Here is a 21,437-nt window from a genome sequence, read left to right on the forward strand (position 1 = left end):
ATTATAAGTAGGAATGAGTGTTAAATAATTGTTAATGGTCGGATGAGTTCTATACTAACAATATCTGGGAACGAGGGGACATTTCCCCCTAGAGAGCAAGCGCACTTATAGCAATACGATATACGACCTGACTTTAACGCAATGAGAGGAGCAAGTTATGAGCTCTTTACGTCAAAAGTGGATCAGTGAACCGGTATTTAAGTGGTTTAAGCAAGTTCTACCTCCTTTATCTGCGACAGAAAAAGAAGCGATGGAAGCGGGCAGTGTTTGGTGGGAAGGTGAACTGTTTTCTGGTAAGCCTAACTTTGAGCACCTGCTGCAATTTCCCATTCCAACCCTGACAGAAGATGAACAGTCTTTCATTAATCATGAATTAGAAACCTTGCTGGGTATGATTGATGACTTTCAAATCATGGAACAGCAACGTTTACCCGATGAAATCTGGGATTATTTACGTAAAGAACGCTTTTTTTCTCTCATCATCGCCAAAAAATATGGCGGGCGTGAATTCTCTGCCTTAGCCAATTCCACGATTGTGACTAAAATTGCAACCCGCAGTATCAGTGTTGCTGTGACTGTTATGGTGCCGAATTCTTTAGGCCCCGGAGAGTTACTCAGCCAGTATGGCACCAAGGAGCAATGTGACTATTGGCTACCTAGATTAGCGGATGGTCGGGAAATTCCATGCTTTGCGTTGACGGGGCCAGAAGCCGGATCTGATGCGGGCAGTATTCCAGATAAGGGAATTGTCTGTTGGGGAGAATTCGAAGGTCAAAAAGTATTAGGTATCCGACTCACGTGGGATAAGCGTTACATTACACTCGCGCCAGTTGCCACAGTGTTAGGGCTCGCCTTCAAATTGCACGATCCGGATCATTTACTCGATGACAAAGAGCAACTGGGGATCACTTGTGCGTTGATCCCAACCGATCATCCTGGGGTTGAAACTGGGGATCGCCACGATCCTATGGGGCTCGCTTTTATGAACGGTCCGACTCGAGGTAAGGATGTGTTCATTCCTATGGATTGGCTGATTGGCGGGCAACAATACGCAGGTAAAGGCTGGCGCATGCTGGTGGAATGTTTATCAGCAGGCAGAGGAATATCACTACCCGCCTTAGGTGCTGCTATTGGTCATTTAACCAGCCGCACAACGGGCGCATATGCTTATGTGCGTAAGCAATTTGGCGTGTCGATTGGTAAATTTGAGGGAGTGGCTCAGGCATTAGGGAGAATTGGTGGATTAAGTTATTTACTTGAAGCAACACGAACGCTAACCACGACGGCGCTCGATCTCGGGGAAAAGCCAAGTGTGGTCACGGCAATTGCTAAGTATCATATGACTGAAATGGGCAGAACGATTTTAGCGGATGCAATGGATATACATGCCGGTCGAGCCATTCAGGGCGGACCGATGAATTACTTTCGCTCACATTATTTAGGGATTCCTATCGCAATTACGGTAGAAGGGGCCAATATCCTTACTCGTAATTTAATGATTTTTGGTCAAGGTGCGACGCGTTGTCACCCTTACGTACTTAAAGAAATGGCGGCAGCTGCCAATGATGACCCTAAGCAAGGTTTGCATGATTTTGATCATTGGCTTTTTAAACACATGGCTCATTCGGGTGTGATGACCTTGAAAGCATTAACCTCAGCACTCACCAGCTCTTACTTCCTCTCTGTGCCAAACTCCATCACACACTATCGCCGTGAATATCAGCACTTATCGCGGCTAAGCAGTGGCCTAGCGATTGCTACCGATGCTGCAATGCTAACGCTTGGTGGGGCACTAAAGCGTAAGGAACTTATCTCTGCTCGTCTCGGTGATGCGCTGGCTTATCTCTATATGGCGAGCGCTGCTCTAAAACGCTTTTACAGTGAAGGCCAGCAACAGCAAGACAAACCTTATGTTGATTATGCTTTAGAACATTGCTTTTACCATGCGGCCGATAGCTTGGAAGAAGCGTTAAATAACTTCCCTAACCAGTGGGTAGGCAAATTGATTCGCTCGTTAATCTTTCCTTTAGGGCAGCGTTTCACACCTCCTAAAGATGAACAAGCATTACAGATTGCCCGTTTATTGATGACGCCAGGCGTAGATCGAGATCGGATGACCTTTCTTTGTCATCGCCAAGATCAAGAGCATGACAATATTGGCTTGATAGATAAGGCTTTTGTCGCCATGTATCAAGTAAGACCGATCGAAGGTCGAGTATTGCAAGCGGGAGCGGCAGGACAAATTAATCTTAAACAGCCATTGGCAGATAGATTACAAGAAGCTTTGGCGGCAGGGGTTATCATGCCAAGTGAACTGGAGGCGGTGTTAAAAGCAGAGGCGTTAAGGGTTAAAGCGATTCAAGTGGATCACTTTAATCATGACAAATCAGAGGTTTTGACCAATATCATTTGAACCTCTACAATTTAACCCGCTATGAATGACGATGAGAAGGTCGCATTGTCACTTTTAAACGGATACTAAGTAGAAAAGGCTTCTAATGCCTCAATGACCTCAAGGTGCAGGATTTAGAGTGTCATCAACGAACACCGTTCAAGCTTAATGACGGAGGGGGGATTCCTTTTTTAACGTAATTAGGCGTTGGAATGGCTTGCTGGTTGAAATGCATCTTGAAGTGACTTGGGTATAAATAGGAGCCTTTTGTCATTTATTGTACGAATTTTGGACAAGAGTGCTCCAACCACTTAGGATTTAGGCCTATTTTTACAGAAATAGGATGCGAACAGGCGGCGAACCTTTTATCCTATCGAAGATTTTTGAAGGAAGTTGAATATGATCATCAAACCTAAAATTCGCGGATTTATCTGTACAACAACGCACCCAGTGGGTTGTGAAGCGAACGTAAAAGAACAAATTGAATTCACTAAAGCTCAAGGCCCAATCAAAAACGCACCAAAACGCGTACTTGTTATTGGTTCTTCAAGCGGTTACGGCCTGTCATCTCGCATCGCAGCAGCATTTGGCGGCGGCGCAGCGACTATTGGTGTATTCTTCGAAAAACCAGGTACTGAGAAAAAACCAGGTACTGCAGGTTACTACAACTCAGCAGCGTTCGATAAGTTCGCTAAAGCTGAAGGACTTTACTCTAAAAGCCTAAATGGCGATGCTTTCTCTAACGAAGCAAAAGAAAAAACCATCGAATTGATCAAAGAAGACTTAGGTCAAATTGACATGGTGGTTTACTCGCTAGCATCTCCTGTACGTAAATTGCCAGAAACAGGTGAACTGGTTCGTTCATCTCTAAAACCAATCGGACAAACTTACACGTCTACAGCAGTAGACACTAACCGTGACGTGATCATCGAAGCAAGCGTTGAGCCTGCAACTGAACAAGAAATCGAAGACACTATCACTGTTATGGGTGGTCAAGATTGGGAACTTTGGATCAATGCTCTAGAAGAAGCTGGCGTATTGGCTGAAGGTTGCAAAACCGTTGCTTACAGCTACATCGGTACTGAGCTAACTTGGCCGATCTACTGGGACGGTGCTCTAGGCCGTGCGAAGATGGACCTAGACCGCGCAGCAGCTGAGCTAAACGCAAAACTGTCTGCTAAAGGCGGCAGTGCAAACGTTGCTGTGCTGAAATCTGTTGTGACTCAAGCAAGTTCTGCAATTCCTGTGATGCCTCTGTACATCGCAATGGTATTTAAGAAAATGCGTGAAGAAGGCGTACACGAAGGTTGTATGGAACAAATTTTCCGTATGTTCAGCCAACGTCTATACAAAGAAGATGGTTCTGCTCCAGAAGTGGATGACAAAAACCGTTTACGCCTAGACGATCTAGAACTGCGTGAAGATATCCAAAAACACTGTCAGGAGCTTTGGCCTCAAATTACCACTGAGAACCTAAAAGAACTGACTGATTACGTTGAATATAAAGAAGAGTTCTTGAAACTGTTTGGTTTCGGCATTGAAGGTGTTGATTACGAAGCAGACGTTGATACTCAAGTTGAGTTTGACTTAATTAACTTCTAATTCTGAGTTAATTGGCCAATTTCATACAAAGGCGCTCATTGAGCGCCTTTTCTTTTGGTGTTTTTCAGCGATAAAAAAGCCCCGCAATGGCGGGGCTCATCAGATTGAAACATGTTAATTAAGCAAGATTAAAATGGTGCCGGCTAAGGTCATCAAAATATTGGCAATGGCGTAGGTACCTGCATATCCCAAAGCGGGGATGGTTGATTTTGCGTAATCGTTGACGATATCCATGGCTGGTGCACAGGTTCTCGCACCGATAATCGCCCCGAATAATAGTGCACGGTTCATTTTTAGTACGTAAGCGCCAACGATGTAGGCTAACACAACAGGCACGACACTGACTAAGAACGATAAGGCGATCACTTTCAAACCGAAGTCAGAAAGGTGTTCAAACATCTGTCCACCCGCACTTAAACCGATACCAACCATAAAGAACATTAGCCCTAGATCTTTAACCATGTTTAATGCCCCCTGCGGTACATAACCGAAAGTAGGATGGTTAGCACGTAGAAAACCTAGTGTGATCCCGGATAATAATAAGCCCACTGCGTTGCCCAAGCTAAAGGATACTTGGCCAAAGGTCATTGTGATCAAACCGAACAAAATACCCAAAATAAAGAAGCTACAAAACGCCACGAGGTCTGCCATTTGGCTATGGATCGAGATAAACCCGATTTTGTCAGCCAGTCCTTGAACACGCGTTTTCTCACCACTGACTTGAAGTACGTCGCCTTTTGCTAAGACAATGTCAGAGTCCATTGGCATCTCGATTTGCGCCCGAACCACACGGTTTAGGAAACAACCGTATTCTGAAAGGTTTAATTCAGATAAACGTTTCCCAGCAATCGAATCACTTTTTACTACGATCTCTTCATCAGAAATACGCAGGTCAAGTAGGTTTCGGTCGAACACTTCTTTACCATTACGGAAACTCGGGTCCAACCGTGCATGACTGTCTGGATAGCCTACCAAGGCAATTTCGTCGCCTTCTTGTAAGATCGCGTCACCATCTGGGTGGGCGAGGATACCATTTCGGCGCACACGTTCAATATAACAGCCTGTTTGACGGTAAATACCTAATTCACGCAAGTTACGGCCATCAACCCAGTTTGTCAGTTCAGGACCAACACGATAAGCGCGGATAATCGGTAAATAGACTTTACGTTGGCTATTACCACCAAGTCCACGTTCACGCGCAATTTGTTGTGCGGAATCAGATAGGTTCTGCTTTTGGATTTTTGGGAGCAGTTTTGCAAACATAATCATGCTAATGAGACCAATCAGATATGCCATTGCATAACCGACTGAGACACTATCGAGCACTAAGCCTAAATCTTTATTATGAGGGATTTGGGCTAACCCAGAGTTGATGGCATCTTGAGCCCCTACTAAAACCGGAGTTGAAGTCAGTGCCCCGGCCATCATACCAGCAGAAACGCCGTAATCGAGGCCAAAATAATAGCTACCAAAATAGGTAATCCACATCGCGGTGACCAACACGACTAAGCTGAGAATTAAGTAATGTTTACCGTCGCGGAAAAAAATACCAAAAAAATTGGGTCCCGCTTCGATACCTACACAGTAGATGAAAAGCATAAACCCAATGGTTAAAGATTCGGAACTGATTGAGAAACCGAGATGTCCCATCACCAGTGCGGTGACAAGTACACCTATAGAGTTGCCTAATTGAAGGCCGCCGATCCTTATTTTACCGATCCCCAGCCCTATGGCTAAAACGACAAAAATAAGAAGAATAGGGTTTTGTTTTAACAGAAGTACGACGTCTATATTCACTGTTGAGGCTCAAATACTATTTGGCATAGGGTGGTGGATTAACTGGATGGATTGTATCTGATAATGAGAAAAAAATAAGTGAATTTTTCGTGTTTTACATAGAATTTATCGTGCTATGAAAAAACCCGCTTTTGAGAGCGGGTTTTACGAATTATGAAGTGTCAAAATACGGATTAAACGTAATTATTTTGACGGGACGCGATTAGTCAAATAGACCTAAGTTTTCTTTCGCGTACGCTTCAAATTCAGAGCAACCACCAATCGGTTGTTGATCAATAAAGATTTGTGGCACAGTTTCTACTGGTTTACCTACGCTTTTAGATAAATCTTCTTTTGAAATACCTTCCGCTTGGATGTCAACGTAGCGGTAGTTAAAGTCTTCAAGCTTTTCTTTTAGAGTTTCTGCGTGCTCTTTTGCGCGTACACAGAATGGACAGCCAGGGCGACCAAAAATTACTACAAACATAACTCTCTCCTTAATTATCTTTGATGCCAATATGCCTGATGCATTACAGGAAATAAAGTAGCAATTACCATTCAATTCAATAGGCAAAAACTATTGTTCGTAATTTCAGCATTTTTTGGCGTATCTGTAACCATTGACTCAGTATATCAAGTATAGCTTATGAAACTAGATGAGCTTAATAGGAGGATAGCGTGATATCACGCATAGTCTGACGTAAAGCGTGAATTTTAAGCGATGTATTTGTCGTAAATCACTCTAAAAAATTTGGTAATTGCGTATAGATACGTTATCGGGCGGTTTTAGAGGAAAGGTTATGTTTCAATTTATGTCACCGACAAGAATCATATTTGGTGAAGGTTGTTTTGTGCAGTCTTTACCGTTAATTCGGCAATATGGTTATAACATTTTGTTGGTGTCAGGGCATGACTTAACACGATGTGCGCCTTTGGTTGACGATTTTAAACAGCAGAAAAAGCGTTATCAGCATGTTTCTGTCTCTTCTGAACCGAATATTACTATGATTGAAGAAACCGCGGCCTTGGGAAGAAAGTTTCATCCTGATGTTGTTGTTGCTATTGGTGGTGGGAGTGTGATGGATACCGGTAAAGCCCTAGCCGCTATTATCCCTAACCAAGGTAGCGTATACGATTATGTTGAAGTGATTGGACGTAACGTACCGCTCAAAGCAAAGCCACTTCCATTTATCGCTATTCCAACAACGGCGAGTTCCGGTGCCGAAGTGACAAAAAAGGCGGTATTACGTTCGGGTCAGGACCGAATAAAAGTCAGTCTGCGTAGTAATGACATGATTGCCAGTCTTGCTATTGTTGATCCTGCATTAACCTATGGAACAGAGCGCTGCCTTTCAGGCCGTGGTGTCATGGAAGCCTTTGCTAATTTGATGGAAGTCTTTGTTTGTAGCGCACCCAATTTATTGACGGATATGGTGTGCAAAGAAGGCTTGGAAAAAATTGCTATTTCAGGATTAAAAGCCTGCTTGCATGATAATAAAGGTGCACGATCTGATGTGTCATTTGCAGCAATGCTGGGGGGCGTAGCGCTTAATAATGGTCAGTTAGGGGCGGCGCATGGACTCGCAGCTGCATTAGGTGGAAAACTAGAAGCCCCACATAGTGTGATTACCTCGCGCTTAGCGCCGTTTGTTATGCATGAAAATATCGTGATGGCAGCACGTCAGAGACGCCATGATATTTTGGCACGCTATAAGGCTTTAGCTGAGATATTAACCGGTAGGCGTCATGTGAATGTGGAAGATGGTGTATTGTGGGTTAATATGATGTTAGATCAATTGGATATTCCACCGTTGGATAGTTTTGGCATTTGCCAGACATCTTTTGAGAAGGTTACGCAAGATGCATTGCGTTCGCATTCGATTAAGGGAAATCCAATGCCATTAACCAGCGAGCGGTTGATGTATGTATTGAATCAAGTGTGTCGCTGTGGCGGTTCAGAGGTGAAACAAACGTTACAGACAGAAGTAAACAGTGTTGAAGTGGTTGAGCAAACCAACGTTTCAACGCCAAACTCTTATTCTTCTTAATGCTTGAAAAATGATATAAAAAAGCGAAGCTCGAGGGCTTCGCTTTTTTATATCATGTCAATTACGATAAATTTGAATACTTATCGTACCGAGAGTCTTTCAGTGCTTCTTTCACACGTTTTAAGTTTTCTCTAAAGCCAGAACCACGGCGTAGAGTAAAACCCGTCGCCAATACGTCAATGACCGTCATTTGAACAACGCGGCTCGCCATTGGCATATAGACGTCAGTATCTTCTGGCACGTCGAGGCAAATAGACAGTGAACTCACTTGATCAAGAGGTGAGTCTTTTGCGGTAATCGCAATCACTGTCGCACCATTCTCTTTCGCTAGATGGGCGATTTCTACTTGGCTTTTGGTTCGTCCCGTATGAGAGATTAAAACAATCACATCGTTGTCGGTGCAGTTAATACAGCTCATACGCTGCATAACAATATCTTCAAAACAAGTGATAGGAATATTGAAGCGAATAAACTTGTTTTGTGCATCGCGAGCAACAGCAGAGGACGCACCTAAACCAAAAAACGAAATACGTTTTGCTTGGGTGAGTAGATCGACAGCTCGATTGACCTGCACAGCATCGATGCTATTTTTAGCCACATCTAAGCAAGCCATCGTCGATTCGAAAATTTTGTGCGTATAGGCGTCAGGGCCGTCATCTTCTTCAACATTACGGTTTACGTAAGGAGTGCCGTTAGCCAAACTTTGAGCTAAATGCAACTTGAAGTCTGGGAAGCCTTTGGTATCTAAGCGGCGACAAAAGCGATTGACGGTAGGCTCACTCACGTCTGCCATTTTGGCAAGCGTAGCGATACTTGAATGAATAGCTGTCTGCGGGGAGGCCATAATGACTTCCGCAACCTTACGCTCAGACTTGCTAAAGTTTTCCAGATTTTTTTGGATTTTTTCTAATGTATTCATAGTATTCACGCAGGCATAAGGAATAAATCGTTGGTATGCCACAAAGAGTGTTAAAGACGGAAACAAGTCATATTTCCAAAGGCATATAGACCCAACGCCAGTGAGACGAGTATAAACCCTAGCAAAGCTAATTCATAAATGAAACGATGTATCAAATGATGATTCTATGACAAGCCTCAAACTAAATTTCATAAAAACTACAGTTTCCCTCATTTCTAAACGCAATAACTTATTGTTTCAAGAGAAAACTGTCGGCTTAATTACGAGATTACGAAATAAATTTTCAGTCAGATGTAATTTTGCTCTATTACTCGACATCATGGCATGGGCGTAGAATTCTCGATAGAGTACGCGATTCTACTTATGTTTGCCATGAGTTGGGGGGCTAATCTAGCAATTTCGCGCTGTTGTTGCAAAATTGCTTGCAATATTTCCCGACTGGTCAGTGGATTGGCTAAGACGACACGAAATACAACGGTGGGATGGTGATACCAGCGTGCAGGATTCAGTTGGGTTCTTGATACGAACGACCGACCCGTTTCACGCTGTGTTTTTTGAATAAATTGAGTCAGCTCATTAAGCGCGTTATTTAAGGTTAAGCACTGCTCTTTTGTCGCTTTATGCATCGTAGCAGCAATATTTTCTGGTACATAACGATAAGTGAGTAAGCAGAGTTCTGGTTCTGATACTAATTCAAAATCTGTTGATTCTTGAATGAGTTCGGCAAAGTAACGTGCCTTCTCAATGCCTTGATCGATGAGCATGCCATAACCAGGACGGCTAATGATATGCATGCTGGAATATAGTAACATCGCGATTCCGGAGCGGGAACCTTCTAGTGTATGGCTACCTAAATCTTTTGAACCATGGCGCAATATATATTGTGCATGGTGCTCAACTGCTTTCATTGCGTCTGGGTCTTTAAAAAGCACCATTCCTGCACCCATAGGGATATAGAGCTGTTTATGGGCATCAATGGTCACTGAATCAGCAAGCTCTATACCGCTCAGTAAATGGCGGTATTTATCGGAAAGCAGAGTGGCCCCGCCCCAAGCTGCATCAACATGGAAATGACATTGTTCATGATGACAAATATCAGCAATATCACCGAGAGGGTCTATATTGCCGGTTTCTGTAGTTCCCGCAACACCAACCACCGCAAAGGGTTTTATGCCTTGCTGTTTTAACTCGGCTATTTTTTGTTGTAGGTCATCAATTACAATACGGTTATGTTCGTCTGTGGCAATAGACACTAATCCTTGTTGACCGATACCAAGGACATCTGCGGCTTTTTTTAGCGAGTAGTGTCCGCGTTCAGATACAAGAATCGCTAAGCCTTTATAGCCATAGTAAGCCAGTGCTTGTCCGATCCCCGCTTGTTCAATGCCGGGAAAATCTGACGTCGCTTTTAGGGTATTATTGCGAGCAACCCATAGTGCGGTGATATTCGCAATGGTTCCTCCCGAGCAGAAGGCCCCCAGAGAGTGGGAAGCACTATGCATCCATTGCTGATAAAACCCATCATGTTGGCGATAAATGAGACGATGCAGCATACCGAGTACTTGCCGCTCTAATGGCGTAAACGCTTTAGACGTTTCTATTTTCACCAAATTTTGATTAAGCGCTATCATGATTTTTGACAGTGGCATCAAAAAGTAAGGGAGAGCGGATGTCATATGACCGATGAAGCTGGGCGCGGAGGTATGAACGGAATGAGCCACTAACGTATTCATTAAGTGGTCGGTGTGCTCTGACACAAATTGTGGTTGCTCAGGAATCGCCGGATCAGAAAAATCACGTTCGATTTCTGTGAGCGGCTTTTCTTCAGCAACGATATGTTCACGCAGAAACTGATTCAAATTATGCGACAGCTCGGCTTCAATTTGAGTGAGTGTTGAGTCTGGACCTTCAGGAATAGTGAAAATCTTCAACAAACTCTCAAAGCTGACATCAGCGGACTTTTGATTATGTGTCATCATGGCCACTTAGGGTTACTCTATTTAGGTAGCAACATATAGCAATTTACCGTCAAAGTCTCGACTTTCTATATGATGCACCGTATTTACGTTAACTATTTGACACTTATACCCAAGTCATCTCAAAGGCTATTGTTCTAATGTTTATAATGGTAATGAAACGAAAAAGAGCATCAACAAAGGCACCAATAAACTAAGGATGAAGCCGCTTACAATCGCAACCGGAACACATTTAACTCCCCCCGTCGTTTGAATGACTGGCAAGGTAAAATCCATTGCCGTAGCGCCAGCATAGCCAATCGAAGTACATGGTGAGCGGCTAATAAACATTGGAATTAGCATTAAAGACAGCAATTCTCGTAGCAACTCAATAAGGAATGAGCTACCGCCAAAAACAGGGCCATAGGCATCGCCCATTAAAATTCCAGAAAGGCTGTACCAACCAAACCCCGAGGACATCGCTAAAGATTGAGCCACAGGCAAATCGAGCGTGAATCCGGCTGCTAATCCGCCCAACCAGCAACTCCCCATGACGACCAAAGAGATGATCATTCCGTGCTTATTCAACACGATCTGCTTTAATGTCAATCCGCTATTGCGCAGCTGAATACCGATAAAGAAGAGCAATAAAAATAGGATAGCTTCACTGGTCGATTCAACCCAAGTTAATGGATAAGGTTGCAGTCGCCCGATAACGAGGCCTCCTCCCACAACCAGGATTAATTTAATCGAGTCTAATGCCATATGGGATAGGGGGAGTTTGGTTTTTTTAGATTCGATATCAATGGGATATAGACGGTCTAGAATGGGTAAAGTGGCAAAGTTACACAGTGCCATAAAAATAAAAAAGACCAAGGTATATTGCCCAATGGTTTGCATATTTCCACTCAAGTTATCGAGGCTTGAGAGGTTTAATCCCATCAGAAATAGAATGATATAAACAAGGTTAGTTGTCGCTTTATTAAGTGTATTTAACCACTCTTTATTAGTAATAGAAATGAAATACCCCACGACCAGTGGTGCAAAGATAAGTAGCATCCCAGACAAGGTTTAGTCCTTTAATTAGTGAGAGTTGTTCTAAAGAAATTAGAAGGTGGAAATGGACAATGAAAGTCTACCAAACGTTCAATAAAGTTAGGCATAGAGGCCGAGCTATTGAATTGAGGCTAATACATATTGGCATTGCACTTGGCTTACTGAATGTATTAGCTTCAGTCTTCGGACGTTTTAAAATCCGCTGCGAATAATGACAGATTTAAGTTGGTCAGTAAATTCCATATCAGATAGGTTACTTAGATCATATAAAACTTCAGCACCTGTCGCGTTAAGTTCTACTTCATGATCGTCTATTGCATCATCTTGCTTACGGAACATCAGTAAATGACTGGCGATACGGGCGATATCAAGATAGCGGACTTCATGCTCGTGAGTGCGCATTTCTTGGTTACATGCCACTTCCTGAAAGTCATTATCAAATCCCCAATGTTTCAATACCAGTTCACTGGTATTTGAACAGCGGGATTGGAAAATCTGCATTGCGATGTCTTCGTCTAAGTAGTTCCCGTTTTCTAGATACAGGTGGTATTCATTAACCAGGCAGAAGAGACCAATATCAGCCAACAACCCGACCAAAAGTGCCTTCTCTTCTTCGAGATAAGCGTATTCTTTCTCTTCAATATTTTTGAATGCTTCTGTTACCAGAACCATGGTCGCGCCAAGCTCACGAGAGTTATGCGCACTGTTAGCAAGAATGCGGTTACACTCTGGGCTCAAATTGATGGCATGTTTTAATTGTTCAATTGCCTGTGCGGTCACAATATCCCGAACACGCAATATACCAAGGCGAGATACGGCAGTGATTAAATCGTTACAGGTAATATTACGGCGGTTAAAGACCACAGAATTCGCGATTCGAATCACGATGGCCGCTAAGCTAGGATCATCAGTAAGGCAATCTGCTATATCTGATATTCCTGTTGCTTCTTGCATACACAATTGTTGGATGCGTAATACAACATTGGGGATAGGAGGGAGCGAAATTTTTCCAGTACTAATGGAAAGCTCAACCATTTGAGCAAACTCACTCTCTAAGCCGTTTATTAATTTATGTTTATTTTCTGGCAGCCAGTAAAAGGATAAATGATTCATAAGACCGTACACTCAGCGATAACACGCGCCATTCTAGCGAGGTAGGTTGGGGTTCTGCAACAAATTATAGCTGGTGATGACCAGTTATCTAGTTTTCTCCGAGCAAGACAGCAAAATTTAGTCTCATTATTGACCTATAAAACTTTATAGGTATTTGCTGTGATGTAAGTCTCAAAAACCTCTGTTGCATAAATAAGGTTTTGCTAATTTTTGGTCATAATTTGGTCACGAATTACGCAGTTGCGCACAGAAGGTAGTCGTGCAGTAGCTTACACAATAATGGATGCCAAACATATGGCGTCATGGCTAGGAATATAATTATGATTCGTAAACATTTTTACAAATTGGCTACTCAGTATGGATCGCTTCAAACTCGTTCAATGTTTGGTGGTACGGGTATATTTCATGACAACGTTATGTACGCACTGGTTCGTGATGGTGCCGTCTACTTGCGTAGTTTTGATAATCTTGAACCGCGCTTTATCGAACTGGGTTGTTGTAAGTTTCAGCATGTTAAAAAAACGACGGTAGCAACTGTTAACTATTATAACGTGACTGAGTTCATTATGGCACCAAGCCCGATCACTCATGAACTGATTGAAGCTTCTATTGCGGGTGCTTTAGCAGATGATAAACGTCGCCGTTGTCAATCTAATCGCCGTTTGCGTGATTTACCTAATCTGCAGTTAACGATTGAACGTATGGTGAAAAAGGCAGGCATATCTGATGTCACAACATTGATGGAAGTCGGTGCTGCGAATGCCTTTGCAAAGGTGTGCAATATTTATGGTCGAGATGTTGATGTAAAACTGCTTTGGAAATTAGCAGGGGCTGTTGATGGAGTACACTGGGAGTTAATTCAAGAGCCGAAAAGGCAGCAGCTTCTCGATGAATGCCGTTCGTTCGGTTATGTCGCTATCTAAATACCATGTAGGCTATCGCTACAATGATTTAAGTTTACATATATAAGTTAAGCCGAGGTAATACATCACTACCTCGGCTTTTTATTGCTTTAGTATTTAAAGCGTGCGGTAAACATTAGTTGATCATCGTAGAAGTCGTTGAAACGCATTTCAGCTCCCAGAGAAAATAGCTCTGTTGAATGGAAGCGAGCGTATACAGACCCTGTCCAATCATCTTTATCGTCGATAGATACGTAGCCCGCGTTACCACCTACTTCAAGTTGTGGACCAAGCCATTGGCGTATACCAAGGTTAAGCTCCATACCTGCGTCGGCGCTATTTTGGTGTTTTTTATCTTGGACACGTAACAACATTGCACCAGTTAAATCAGACCAGTTGTTGATTGGTGCATGAAAACCGAGACCTGTCGCACTATCGAAGTCCCCATCAAATTTTGAATCAATACGACCGACAAAATGGGCATTGGGGTGGATAGACATACTAAAGCCTGCACCATAGGTCACAGGGCTGACACCAATTCTTGCTTCGATATAGTCGTAGCTGAAGTTGCTCATTGAAGCTGAGCTATCAGGATCTGTTTCGGCCATTGAATAGCTTGAAACCAAAAGCAGCATCGCTGCAATCATTGTTTTACGCATAGTCACGATAAACCTATTTTGTCGTTAATTCCATTCATTCACTCGTTGCTCTCGATCGACATGGATATGAATCCCTGTTAATTGATAAGCCTTGAGCGAAATACAAAGCGTTTTCAAATGCTCCACTGACTAGTGCAGCGCTTTTCCAAATCTTGGAGACACATCAAAAAAATGGCACTCCATGAGAATAATCTAACTCAAGCAAATACAATGCCATAATATCACGTTAAAGAGATAAAAATCGGAGCCTAACAGCGAAAACATAATTAAATATACCCAAGTAACCTCAAGATGCTGAAAAGCGAATTTTTAGGCATTGTGATATCGATCGGTCTTGAGGAGGCTTCTTCATGAACTTAACGGTAGGGTAATGACTCTTATTTATTTCGCATTTTGGCTTTTTCTTAATACAGACCGTCGGTTATCAGGCTACACTAGGCCTATTTATACCCAAATAACCCTAAGATGTAGTATTCAGGGGGTCTTAGGAAAGCGACGAGTATTTTTTACTTGAAGTGATATAAGATGCGATAAATTTATCGGCTTAAGTTAGCATTAATTGAAATTTCAATAATTCAGACGTTATGGCACAAATAGGAATAGTAACAATATGAATAGCTTAAAGAAGTATGGCGCAATTGGTGGTGCAGTAGTGATAGTGGCGTGTTGGCCACTCGCTGTCGGCCAAATTGGCCAATACGTTATCAAAGATGGATTAAAACACCTTAGTAACGATAAAGTTGCTGTGACGCTGTTGGATTACCAACGAGGATATTTGTCGTCTGATGTAAAAACGAAGGTAACGATATTAGATTCTAAGACGAAAAAGATGTTAGCAGACGATAAGTTACCGACAGAATTCGTGCTTACCAGCCATGTTCGTCATGGTGTGATTAGTTTATCTTCATCAACCACGTTGCCTGATTATCCTCAGTTGCCGTTGAATTTGGATACGACCACACAATTAAATGGTAATACCGATTTCAATTTAACCTTACAGCAATGGCATTATCAAAGCGAAGGTGAGGACAAATTCACTGTCACTGTGCCTTCTTTTTATATGAAAGGCCTAGTGACAAAACTTGGCGAGATCAATTTTGAATCCAAAACACCATCGGTGGCGATTGATTTCTCCAATGATGCGCAGATAACCGTAACCGATATTGCGATGAAGGGAGAAGGTAAACAGACATCTGGTTTTTGGGTTGGTAATCAAGAGGTTTCCGTTGGTGAAGTTGTGACTAAAGGTGATAAAGTTGCGGCGAAATCTCAAGAAGAAAAAGACAAATGGAAAAAAGCAGCACCAGAAATCCATGAGTTTACCGCGCAACTGTCTGGTTTTAACTATCGTTTTGAGTCTTACTTTAACGATGATTCAAGCCGAGTCACATTGCACCATCAGGCGTCATTAGCAGCGTTTAAATCTGATGATTGGCAGGCGAAGAATATTGATTTAGATGTGACTTTTGATGGCTTGGATCGCGCATCCTTTAAACAGTTGTCGGATTTTTATCAAAATCATCCGCAAGTTTCTCAGCAAGATATCGGCAAGATGTTGCCGTACGTGGATAAATTGGCAAGTCGTGGGTTAACGATAAACATTGCCAAGTTAGATGCAGGTATCGGTAAAGGTAGATTCACGACACAAATTAATCTTTCTCTACCTGATTCCAAACAGGATAACGTGTTGAATAATCCAATGGCATTGTTATCAACACTTGATGGACGTATTGGCTCTACGGTGACCAAAACCCTTGCTAGCGAATATCCAATGATTGGTAAAACTGCGGATCATTTAGTATCAAGTAAACTAGCGACCGAGAATGATAAAGGGTATGCGATGAAAGCCGTCATTAAAGACGGTAATATCGAGTTTGATAATGGAGAAAAGGTGCCTCTTGTTAGCTTATTCATGCTTGGGCTTGGAGGGCTGCAGTAATATTTATCTGAGCAGGGGTCATTGCCCCTGCTTGTTTTTTCCAGCGCACAGCATTGGAGTCAAATAATGAATCAAGCTATTTGGCAATCGGCAAATGCTCGACGATTTTTTCTTTCTGTGTTGATCGTTTTTATTGCTGTTCTCGGTTGTTGGCAAAAAGCGGATCAACAAGCCCACGAATTGGTTAATCAAGCGCTTGTTAGTGCGGCTGCTAGCTATACTGTTGCTCGAACTTTAGATGCGGCCATTTCCACCTTACAAAGCTCAGAAGTTTCTGCTGGGGTCGTCTCGGTGGATATTGGTCAGATGCTCAATCCTATCAGCGATCTCATTAATAAGTTTAGCGACATTATGGTGATGGCGTTTACTTCACTTAGCTTACAGAAAGTATTGTTGATGATACTTTCATCCACGGGCATTAATGTCGTATTCACTATTTTTAGCCTCGGGATGTTAGCGGTTATCTGGATCAAACCGTTAGGTCGATATCGTAAACGGGGATGGGCAATCTTTCAGTTTGTTGTGATAGGTCGATTTATTGTGGTACTCAGCGTTTTGAGTACGTCGTTGGTTGATCACTTATTTCTTGAGCAGCAAATTGAAGCGAACCAAAATAAAGTCGTCATGGTATCTGATGAGCCAGGAGTACAATCCACAATGAAAGTGGCTCCAGAGCAAACTAAGAGTGACCATAGCTTTTTAGGGTTTATTCAACAGCTACAAGATCAATGGAGCCAATGGACAGATAATCTGCAACAGCAAAAGGCACATCTAACCGAATTATCTGACCGGATTGAAAATTCGGTAGTCGATATCCTGACTCTTATGGCACTATACCTATTAAAGACCTTGATTTTACCAATAATTTTTCTACTGCTATGCCGATATTGGATTGCTCGATTATTCTCGATCTTGATGGGATCCCATTCATTAGGCAGAGAATGATACCGGCGGTTTTTCTCAACACATGAGAAAATAACGAAATTGCATGGAAAAGAACTTTTTGTCACTTTTTATTCATAAAAAAAAGTGGTATTAATCACATTTATTTTCTTTAAGTAAGCAGGAGCGAGGAACACATGGAGCCTAATCAGGACACCGTTTATAACTTTAGTGCAGGACCAGCTATTTTACCGAAACCGGTAATGGAGAAAGCACAGTCTGAATTTCTTAATTGGCATGATTTGGGTTCGTCGGTAATGGAAATCAGTCACCGCAGCAAGCAGTTTGTGCAGGTGGCTAAAGAAGCAGAACAAGATCTTCGTGACCTGCTTAATATCCCAGACAACTACAAAGTTCTATTTTGCCAAGGTGGTGCTCGTGCTCAATTTGCTGCTGTTCCGCTAAACCTGCTAGGCGACTCCAAAAAAGCCACCTATATTGATGGCGGTTATTGGGCAATGAGTGCAGTAAAAGAAGCACAAAAATATTGTGAGATTGATCTGTTCGATGCCAAAGTAGAAAAAGACGGTAAAACCGCAATTCTGCCTGCTAGCGAATGGAAAATTGCTGCTGATGCTGCTTATGTTCATTACTGCCCAAATGAAACAATTGGTGGCGTCGAAATTAACGACATTCCTGTAACTGATAAGCCTATCGTTGCGGATATGTCATCTAACATCCTTTCAAAAGAAATTGATGTTAGTAAATTTGGTGTGATTTACGCCGGTGCGCAAAAAAATATTGGTCCAGCTGGCATTTGTATCGCGATTGTTCGTGATGATTTACTTGAATTGGCCAATGAAGTACTGCCAAGCGTATTAAATTACAAAGTATTAGCTGAAGGCGAGTCAATGTTTAACACGCCACCAACCTTTGCTTGGTATCTATCTGGCCAAGTGTTTAAATGGCTAAAAAGTCAGGGTGGTGTAAAAGCGATTGAAGCAGCAAACCGTGCCAAAGCGGATTTACTTTACAGCGCGATCGATAACTCGCCGTTCTACATCAATAACATTCATGCGGATAACCGTTCTCGTATGAATATTCCTTTCCAATTAGTAAAACCTGAACTCGATGCTACATTCCTTGAATTAGCAGAAGCGAAAGGTTTGACTTCATTGAAAGGACACCGTGTCGTTGGTGGTATGCGTGCCTCTATCTACAACGCAATGGGAATTGATGGTGTACAAGCTCTTGTTGATTTCATGAAAGAGTTTGAGGCGAAATACGCTTAATCATTGACCATGTAAAAAGCGCAGCCATGGCTGCGCTTTTTTGTATCTAATTCTCGACTAGGCTCGAGAGCGAGATCGATTTGATGCTTTTCCTTTACTTGCTGGTGGACGTTGGCCATTACTATTCTGATTACGAGAACGAGACTTTTGACCGCCGCTGTTTTTACCACCGTTGCTGTTGCGAGTTTCACCATTACGTTTGGATTCACCTCGCAAAGGTTCATACCCCGGTTGGCTTTTAGTATGTTTGGTCGCAAAGCGGTTTGCACCATGACGCCCTGAACGGCGACGTTGTGCTGGCGTTGTTTTATCGTTATCTTCAGCGGGTACCAAACATCCCGGCTTATCACCGATAAGATGCTTTTTGCCCATCTCGATTAATGCTTCGCGAATAATTGGCCAGTTCACTGGATCGTGATAGCGCAGCAAAGCCTTATGTAAGCGACGTTGACGAGTACCTTTAGGTACTGCAATATCTTCGCGTTTCTTATATTTCACACGGCGTAATGGGTTCACTTCTGAATGGTACATCGCTGTCGCATTACACATCGGAGATGGGTAGAAGTTCTGTACTTGGTCACATTCAAAGTTGTTTTGTTTTAACCATAAAGCCAAGTTAAGCATGTCTTCATCTTCAGTACCCGGGTGAGCTGAAATGAAGTAAGGGATCAAATATTGCTTTTTGCCCGCTTCTTTACTGTATTTCTCAAATAGCTCTTTAAAGCGATCGTAAGTGCCCATACCTGGTTTCATCATCAGATTCAAAGGACCTTTTTCGGTATGTTCTGGTGCAATTTTTAGGTAACCGCCCACATGGTGTGTGACAAGCTCTTTGACGTACTCTGGTGATTCTATCGCTAAGTCATAACGGACACCGGAGGCGATCAAAATTTTCTTAATTCCGTCCACATTACGTGCAGCTCGATACAGATCGATAGTGTGTTTATGGTCAGTATTTAGCTTGTGACAAATACCTGGGAAGACACACGATGGTCGGCGACAGTTAGCTTCTGCTTTTGGATCAGAACAACCAAGGCGATACATGTTTGCTGTCGGTCCGCCGAGATCGGAAATAGTCCCGGTGAACCCCGGTACTTTATCACGAATCTCTTCAAGTTCATGCAAGATTGATTCTTGTGAACGGTTCTGAATAATACGACCTTCATGCTCGGTAATTGAACAGAATGAGCACCCACCAAAGCAACCACGCATAATGTTGACTGAGGTTTTGATCATATCGTATGCAGGGATTTTAGCCTTACCATATCTCGGATGAGGGACGCGCGCATAGTAAAGACCAAACACATAATCCATTTCTTCAGTACTCAATGGAATAGGGGCTTGATTGACCCATAACTCTCTGTTGGCGTGGCTTTGAATTAATGATCGGCCAGAATATGGGTTGGTTTCTAAATGCAATACGCGGCTAGCGTGAGCATACAAAATTCGGTCATTGACCAATTTTTCATAGGATGGCAAACGAACTGCGGTTGTTTCCGCGTCATGGCGAGAAGGGCGAATGGTAATCGGTTTTGCCGCTTCTTCCTCTTGCTTATTTTTGCTGTTGGTTTCACATTGTTCTTCAACCGCGTAAGGGTTTTGTGGCACAAAAGGTTTGCCAGGTTTATCGATACGAGACGAATCGATCACCGTAAATCCTTCTGGTACTTCAGACAGGTTAACAGTGGTACCACGGATGTTGGTCATTTCCGCCATGCTTTCACCCGCAGCAATACGGTGAGCGACTTCAACTAATGCGCGTTCTGCATTACCAAACAGAAGAATATCGGCTTTGGCGTCCATTAAAATGGAACGACGCACTTTATCTGACCAGTAATCATAGTGGGCCACGCGACGCAAACTTGCTTCAATACCACCAAGCACGATAGGTACGTCTTTATATGCTTCCCGGCAACGTTGCGAGTACACCAGTGTTGCGCGGTCTGGTCTTTTCCCACCTTCATTATTGGGGGTGTACGCATCGTCATGACGGAGTTTTTTATCGGAGGTATAGCGGTTAATCATGGAATCCATATTGCCCGCAGTGATACCAAAAAACAGATTGGGTTTACCTAATGACATGAAGTCATCTTTGTTTTGCCACTCTGGTTGGCTGATAATACCAACGCGAAATCCTTGAGCCTCAAGTAAGCGGCCAATAATAGCCATGCCAAAACTAGGGTGATCGACATAAGCGTCACCCGTAACAATAATAACGTCACAACTATCCCAACCTAGCTCATCCATTTCTTGGCGCGTAGTGGGTAAGAAGGGCGCAATACCGTAGCATTCGGCCCAGTATTTGTTGTACTCAAAGATTTTTTTTATTGCTTTCATATAATTTAAATGACATCTGCTCACTCGTCGTCTCTTGCTGGGAGCTTATTATTATTTTTCCTCAGCGAGGATGCGACGCGGTTGTTATCTGGCTTCTAGTGTAGTTTATGACACATTGAGCGTTCATGACATTAATCATCGATACCATTGAGGTTTGGCAGATACTGATTGATAGAGCCGAACCTGTTACTTAACAGTGGTTCAGAGAATATAACCCTAGATGGTATCTAGCCAATAATGTCAAAATTGCTGAAATAGCGCGCGAGTTTAACATAATTTGGCTTAAATACCTCATGATCTTAATCAGACGAAATGGCCGGAAAAAATTGGCTTTTAAATCATGGAATTAATTGTGATATGCAATGGCATCAAAGGATATGGAGAACAAATTAAACCACATTAAATTAGTGGGTAATAGTGAAATAATGATATCTAATATGCATCGAATCTAATTATTAGAAGTGTTGTTATAATGTAACAAAAAAAGGGGCCTTAAATTAAGACCCATACTGATGAACAATTGAATGTAATAATAGTTATTAGTGTAAAAACACTAAATATATCC

15 protein-coding genes are annotated in these 21,437 nt (G+C 42.6%); 7 read left to right on the plus strand and 8 right to left on the minus strand.

Going from position 1 to position 21,437, the window contains the following annotated elements:
* The first annotated feature begins 157 nt into the window (after positions 1-157).
* Positions 158-2,413 (plus strand): acyl-CoA dehydrogenase, encoded by a 2,256-nt coding sequence (locus tag F9817_RS21615; protein ID WP_161158277.1) that lies wholly within the window; start codon positions 158-160, stop codon positions 2,411-2,413.
* 378 nt (positions 2,414-2,791) lie between these two features.
* Positions 2,792-3,994 (plus strand): enoyl-ACP reductase FabV, encoded by a 1,203-nt coding sequence (gene fabV / locus F9817_RS21620; RefSeq protein ID WP_161158278.1) that lies wholly within the window; start codon positions 2,792-2,794, stop codon positions 3,992-3,994.
* A gap of 114 nt (positions 3,995-4,108) precedes the next feature.
* Here fabV and F9817_RS21625 read toward each other — a convergent pair whose 3' ends face one another.
* Both F9817_RS21625 and F9817_RS21630 read right to left on the minus strand, forming a co-directional pair.
* On the minus strand, positions 4,109-5,791 hold the full coding sequence (locus tag F9817_RS21625) for an aspartate:alanine antiporter (RefSeq protein WP_161158279.1): 1,683 nt from the start codon (positions 5,789-5,791) through the stop codon (positions 4,109-4,111).
* 202 nt (positions 5,792-5,993) lie between these two features.
* Positions 5,994-6,257 (minus strand): GrxA family glutaredoxin, encoded by a 264-nt coding sequence (locus F9817_RS21630; protein ID WP_161158280.1) that lies wholly within the window; start codon positions 6,255-6,257, stop codon positions 5,994-5,996.
* 313 nt (positions 6,258-6,570) lie between these two features.
* Here F9817_RS21630 and F9817_RS21635 point away from each other — a divergent pair, with 313 nt between their 5' ends.
* Positions 6,571-7,818 carry an iron-containing alcohol dehydrogenase gene (locus tag F9817_RS21635; protein ID WP_161158281.1) on the plus strand — a complete coding sequence of 416 codons (1,248 nt, stop codon included), beginning with the start codon at positions 6,571-6,573 and terminating at the stop codon, positions 7,816-7,818.
* 61 nt (positions 7,819-7,879) lie between these two features.
* Here F9817_RS21635 and F9817_RS21640 read toward each other — a convergent pair whose 3' ends face one another.
* The 4 genes from F9817_RS21640 to F9817_RS21655 form a co-directional block, all read right to left on the minus strand.
* A complete protein-coding gene (locus F9817_RS21640) occupies positions 7,880-8,737 on the minus strand; it encodes a MurR/RpiR family transcriptional regulator (RefSeq protein ID WP_161158282.1) in 858 nt (285 codons plus the stop codon).
* A gap of 317 nt (positions 8,738-9,054) precedes the next feature.
* The gene (panP, locus tag F9817_RS21645; RefSeq protein WP_161158290.1) at positions 9,055-10,713 is read right to left on the minus strand and encodes a pyridoxal-dependent aspartate 1-decarboxylase PanP; all 1,659 of its coding nucleotides are present in this window, start codon (positions 10,711-10,713) and stop codon (positions 9,055-9,057) included.
* 144 nt (positions 10,714-10,857) lie between these two features.
* Positions 10,858-11,751, minus strand: a complete 894-nt coding sequence (locus F9817_RS21650) for a LysO family transporter (protein ID WP_161158291.1) — start codon at positions 11,749-11,751, stop codon at positions 10,858-10,860.
* Between the two features lie 189 nt (positions 11,752-11,940).
* Positions 11,941-12,861 (minus strand): HDOD domain-containing protein, encoded by a 921-nt coding sequence (locus tag F9817_RS21655; protein WP_161158283.1) that lies wholly within the window; start codon positions 12,859-12,861, stop codon positions 11,941-11,943.
* Between the two features lie 320 nt (positions 12,862-13,181).
* Between F9817_RS21655 and F9817_RS21660 the strand changes: the two genes are divergently transcribed.
* Positions 13,182-13,784 carry a TfoX/Sxy family DNA transformation protein gene (locus F9817_RS21660; RefSeq protein WP_161158284.1) on the plus strand — a complete coding sequence of 201 codons (603 nt, stop codon included), beginning with the start codon at positions 13,182-13,184 and terminating at the stop codon, positions 13,782-13,784.
* Positions 13,785-13,873: 89 nt separating this feature from the next.
* On the opposite strand, the gene F9817_RS21665 is transcribed toward F9817_RS21660, so the two are convergent.
* The gene (locus F9817_RS21665) at positions 13,874-14,422 is read right to left on the minus strand and encodes an autotransporter outer membrane beta-barrel domain-containing protein (protein ID WP_161158285.1); all 549 of its coding nucleotides are present in this window, start codon (positions 14,420-14,422) and stop codon (positions 13,874-13,876) included.
* A gap of 610 nt (positions 14,423-15,032) precedes the next feature.
* Between F9817_RS21665 and F9817_RS21670 the strand changes: the two genes are divergently transcribed.
* The 3 genes from F9817_RS21670 to serC all read left to right on the plus strand — a co-directional run bounded on the left by F9817_RS21670 (position 15,033) and on the right by serC (position 18,535).
* On the plus strand, positions 15,033-16,361 hold the full coding sequence (locus F9817_RS21670; protein WP_161158286.1) for a DUF945 family protein: 1,329 nt from the start codon (positions 15,033-15,035) through the stop codon (positions 16,359-16,361).
* Positions 16,362-16,427: 66 nt separating this feature from the next.
* Complete coding sequence (locus F9817_RS21675) at positions 16,428-17,306, plus strand: hypothetical protein (protein WP_161158287.1); 879 nt, start codon at positions 16,428-16,430, stop codon at positions 17,304-17,306.
* 134 nt (positions 17,307-17,440) lie between these two features.
* Complete coding sequence (gene serC / locus F9817_RS21680) at positions 17,441-18,535, plus strand: 3-phosphoserine/phosphohydroxythreonine transaminase (protein WP_161158288.1); 1,095 nt, start codon at positions 17,441-17,443, stop codon at positions 18,533-18,535.
* 57 nt (positions 18,536-18,592) lie between these two features.
* Here serC and F9817_RS21685 read toward each other — a convergent pair whose 3' ends face one another.
* Positions 18,593-20,872, minus strand: coding sequence for a YgiQ family radical SAM protein (locus F9817_RS21685; protein WP_161158289.1), 2,280 nt, complete (start codon positions 20,870-20,872; stop codon positions 18,593-18,595).
* Between the last annotated feature and the right edge of the window lie 565 nt (positions 20,873-21,437).

This window comes from Vibrio eleionomae (genome assembly GCF_009874545.1).
Taxonomy (GTDB): domain Bacteria; phylum Pseudomonadota; class Gammaproteobacteria; order Enterobacterales; family Vibrionaceae; genus Vibrio; species Vibrio nitrifigilis.

What these genes read in the sequence shown, in the direction of transcription:
- F9817_RS21615 (WP_161158277.1), top strand. Translation starts at nt 158, where the DNA reads ATGAGCTCTTTACGTCAAAAGTGGATCAGTGAACCGGTATTTAAGTGG.
- fabV (WP_161158278.1), top strand. Translation starts at nt 2,792, where the DNA reads ATGATCATCAAACCTAAAATTCGCGGATTTATCTGTACAACAACGCAC.
- F9817_RS21630 (WP_161158280.1), bottom strand. Translation starts at nt 6,257, where the DNA reads ATGTTTGTAGTAATTTTTGGTCGCCCTGGCTGTCCATTCTGTGTACGC.
- F9817_RS21635 (WP_161158281.1), top strand. Translation starts at nt 6,571, where the DNA reads ATGTTTCAATTTATGTCACCGACAAGAATCATATTTGGTGAAGGTTGT.
- F9817_RS21640 (WP_161158282.1), bottom strand. Translation starts at nt 8,737, where the DNA reads ATGAATACATTAGAAAAAATCCAAAAAAATCTGGAAAACTTTAGCAAG.
- panP (WP_161158290.1), bottom strand. Translation starts at nt 10,713, where the DNA reads ATGACACATAATCAAAAGTCCGCTGATGTCAGCTTTGAGAGTTTGTTG.
- F9817_RS21650 (WP_161158291.1), bottom strand. Translation starts at nt 11,751, where the DNA reads ATGCTACTTATCTTTGCACCACTGGTCGTGGGGTATTTCATTTCTATT.
- F9817_RS21655 (WP_161158283.1), bottom strand. Translation starts at nt 12,861, where the DNA reads ATGAATCATTTATCCTTTTACTGGCTGCCAGAAAATAAACATAAATTA.
- F9817_RS21660 (WP_161158284.1), top strand. Translation starts at nt 13,182, where the DNA reads ATGATTCGTAAACATTTTTACAAATTGGCTACTCAGTATGGATCGCTT.
- F9817_RS21665 (WP_161158285.1), bottom strand. Translation starts at nt 14,422, where the DNA reads ATGCGTAAAACAATGATTGCAGCGATGCTGCTTTTGGTTTCAAGCTAT.
- F9817_RS21670 (WP_161158286.1), top strand. Translation starts at nt 15,033, where the DNA reads ATGAATAGCTTAAAGAAGTATGGCGCAATTGGTGGTGCAGTAGTGATA.
- F9817_RS21675 (WP_161158287.1), top strand. Translation starts at nt 16,428, where the DNA reads ATGAATCAAGCTATTTGGCAATCGGCAAATGCTCGACGATTTTTTCTT.
- serC (WP_161158288.1), top strand. Translation starts at nt 17,441, where the DNA reads ATGGAGCCTAATCAGGACACCGTTTATAACTTTAGTGCAGGACCAGCT.
- F9817_RS21685 (WP_161158289.1), bottom strand. Translation starts at nt 20,872, where the DNA reads ATGAAAGCAATAAAAAAAATCTTTGAGTACAACAAATACTGGGCCGAA.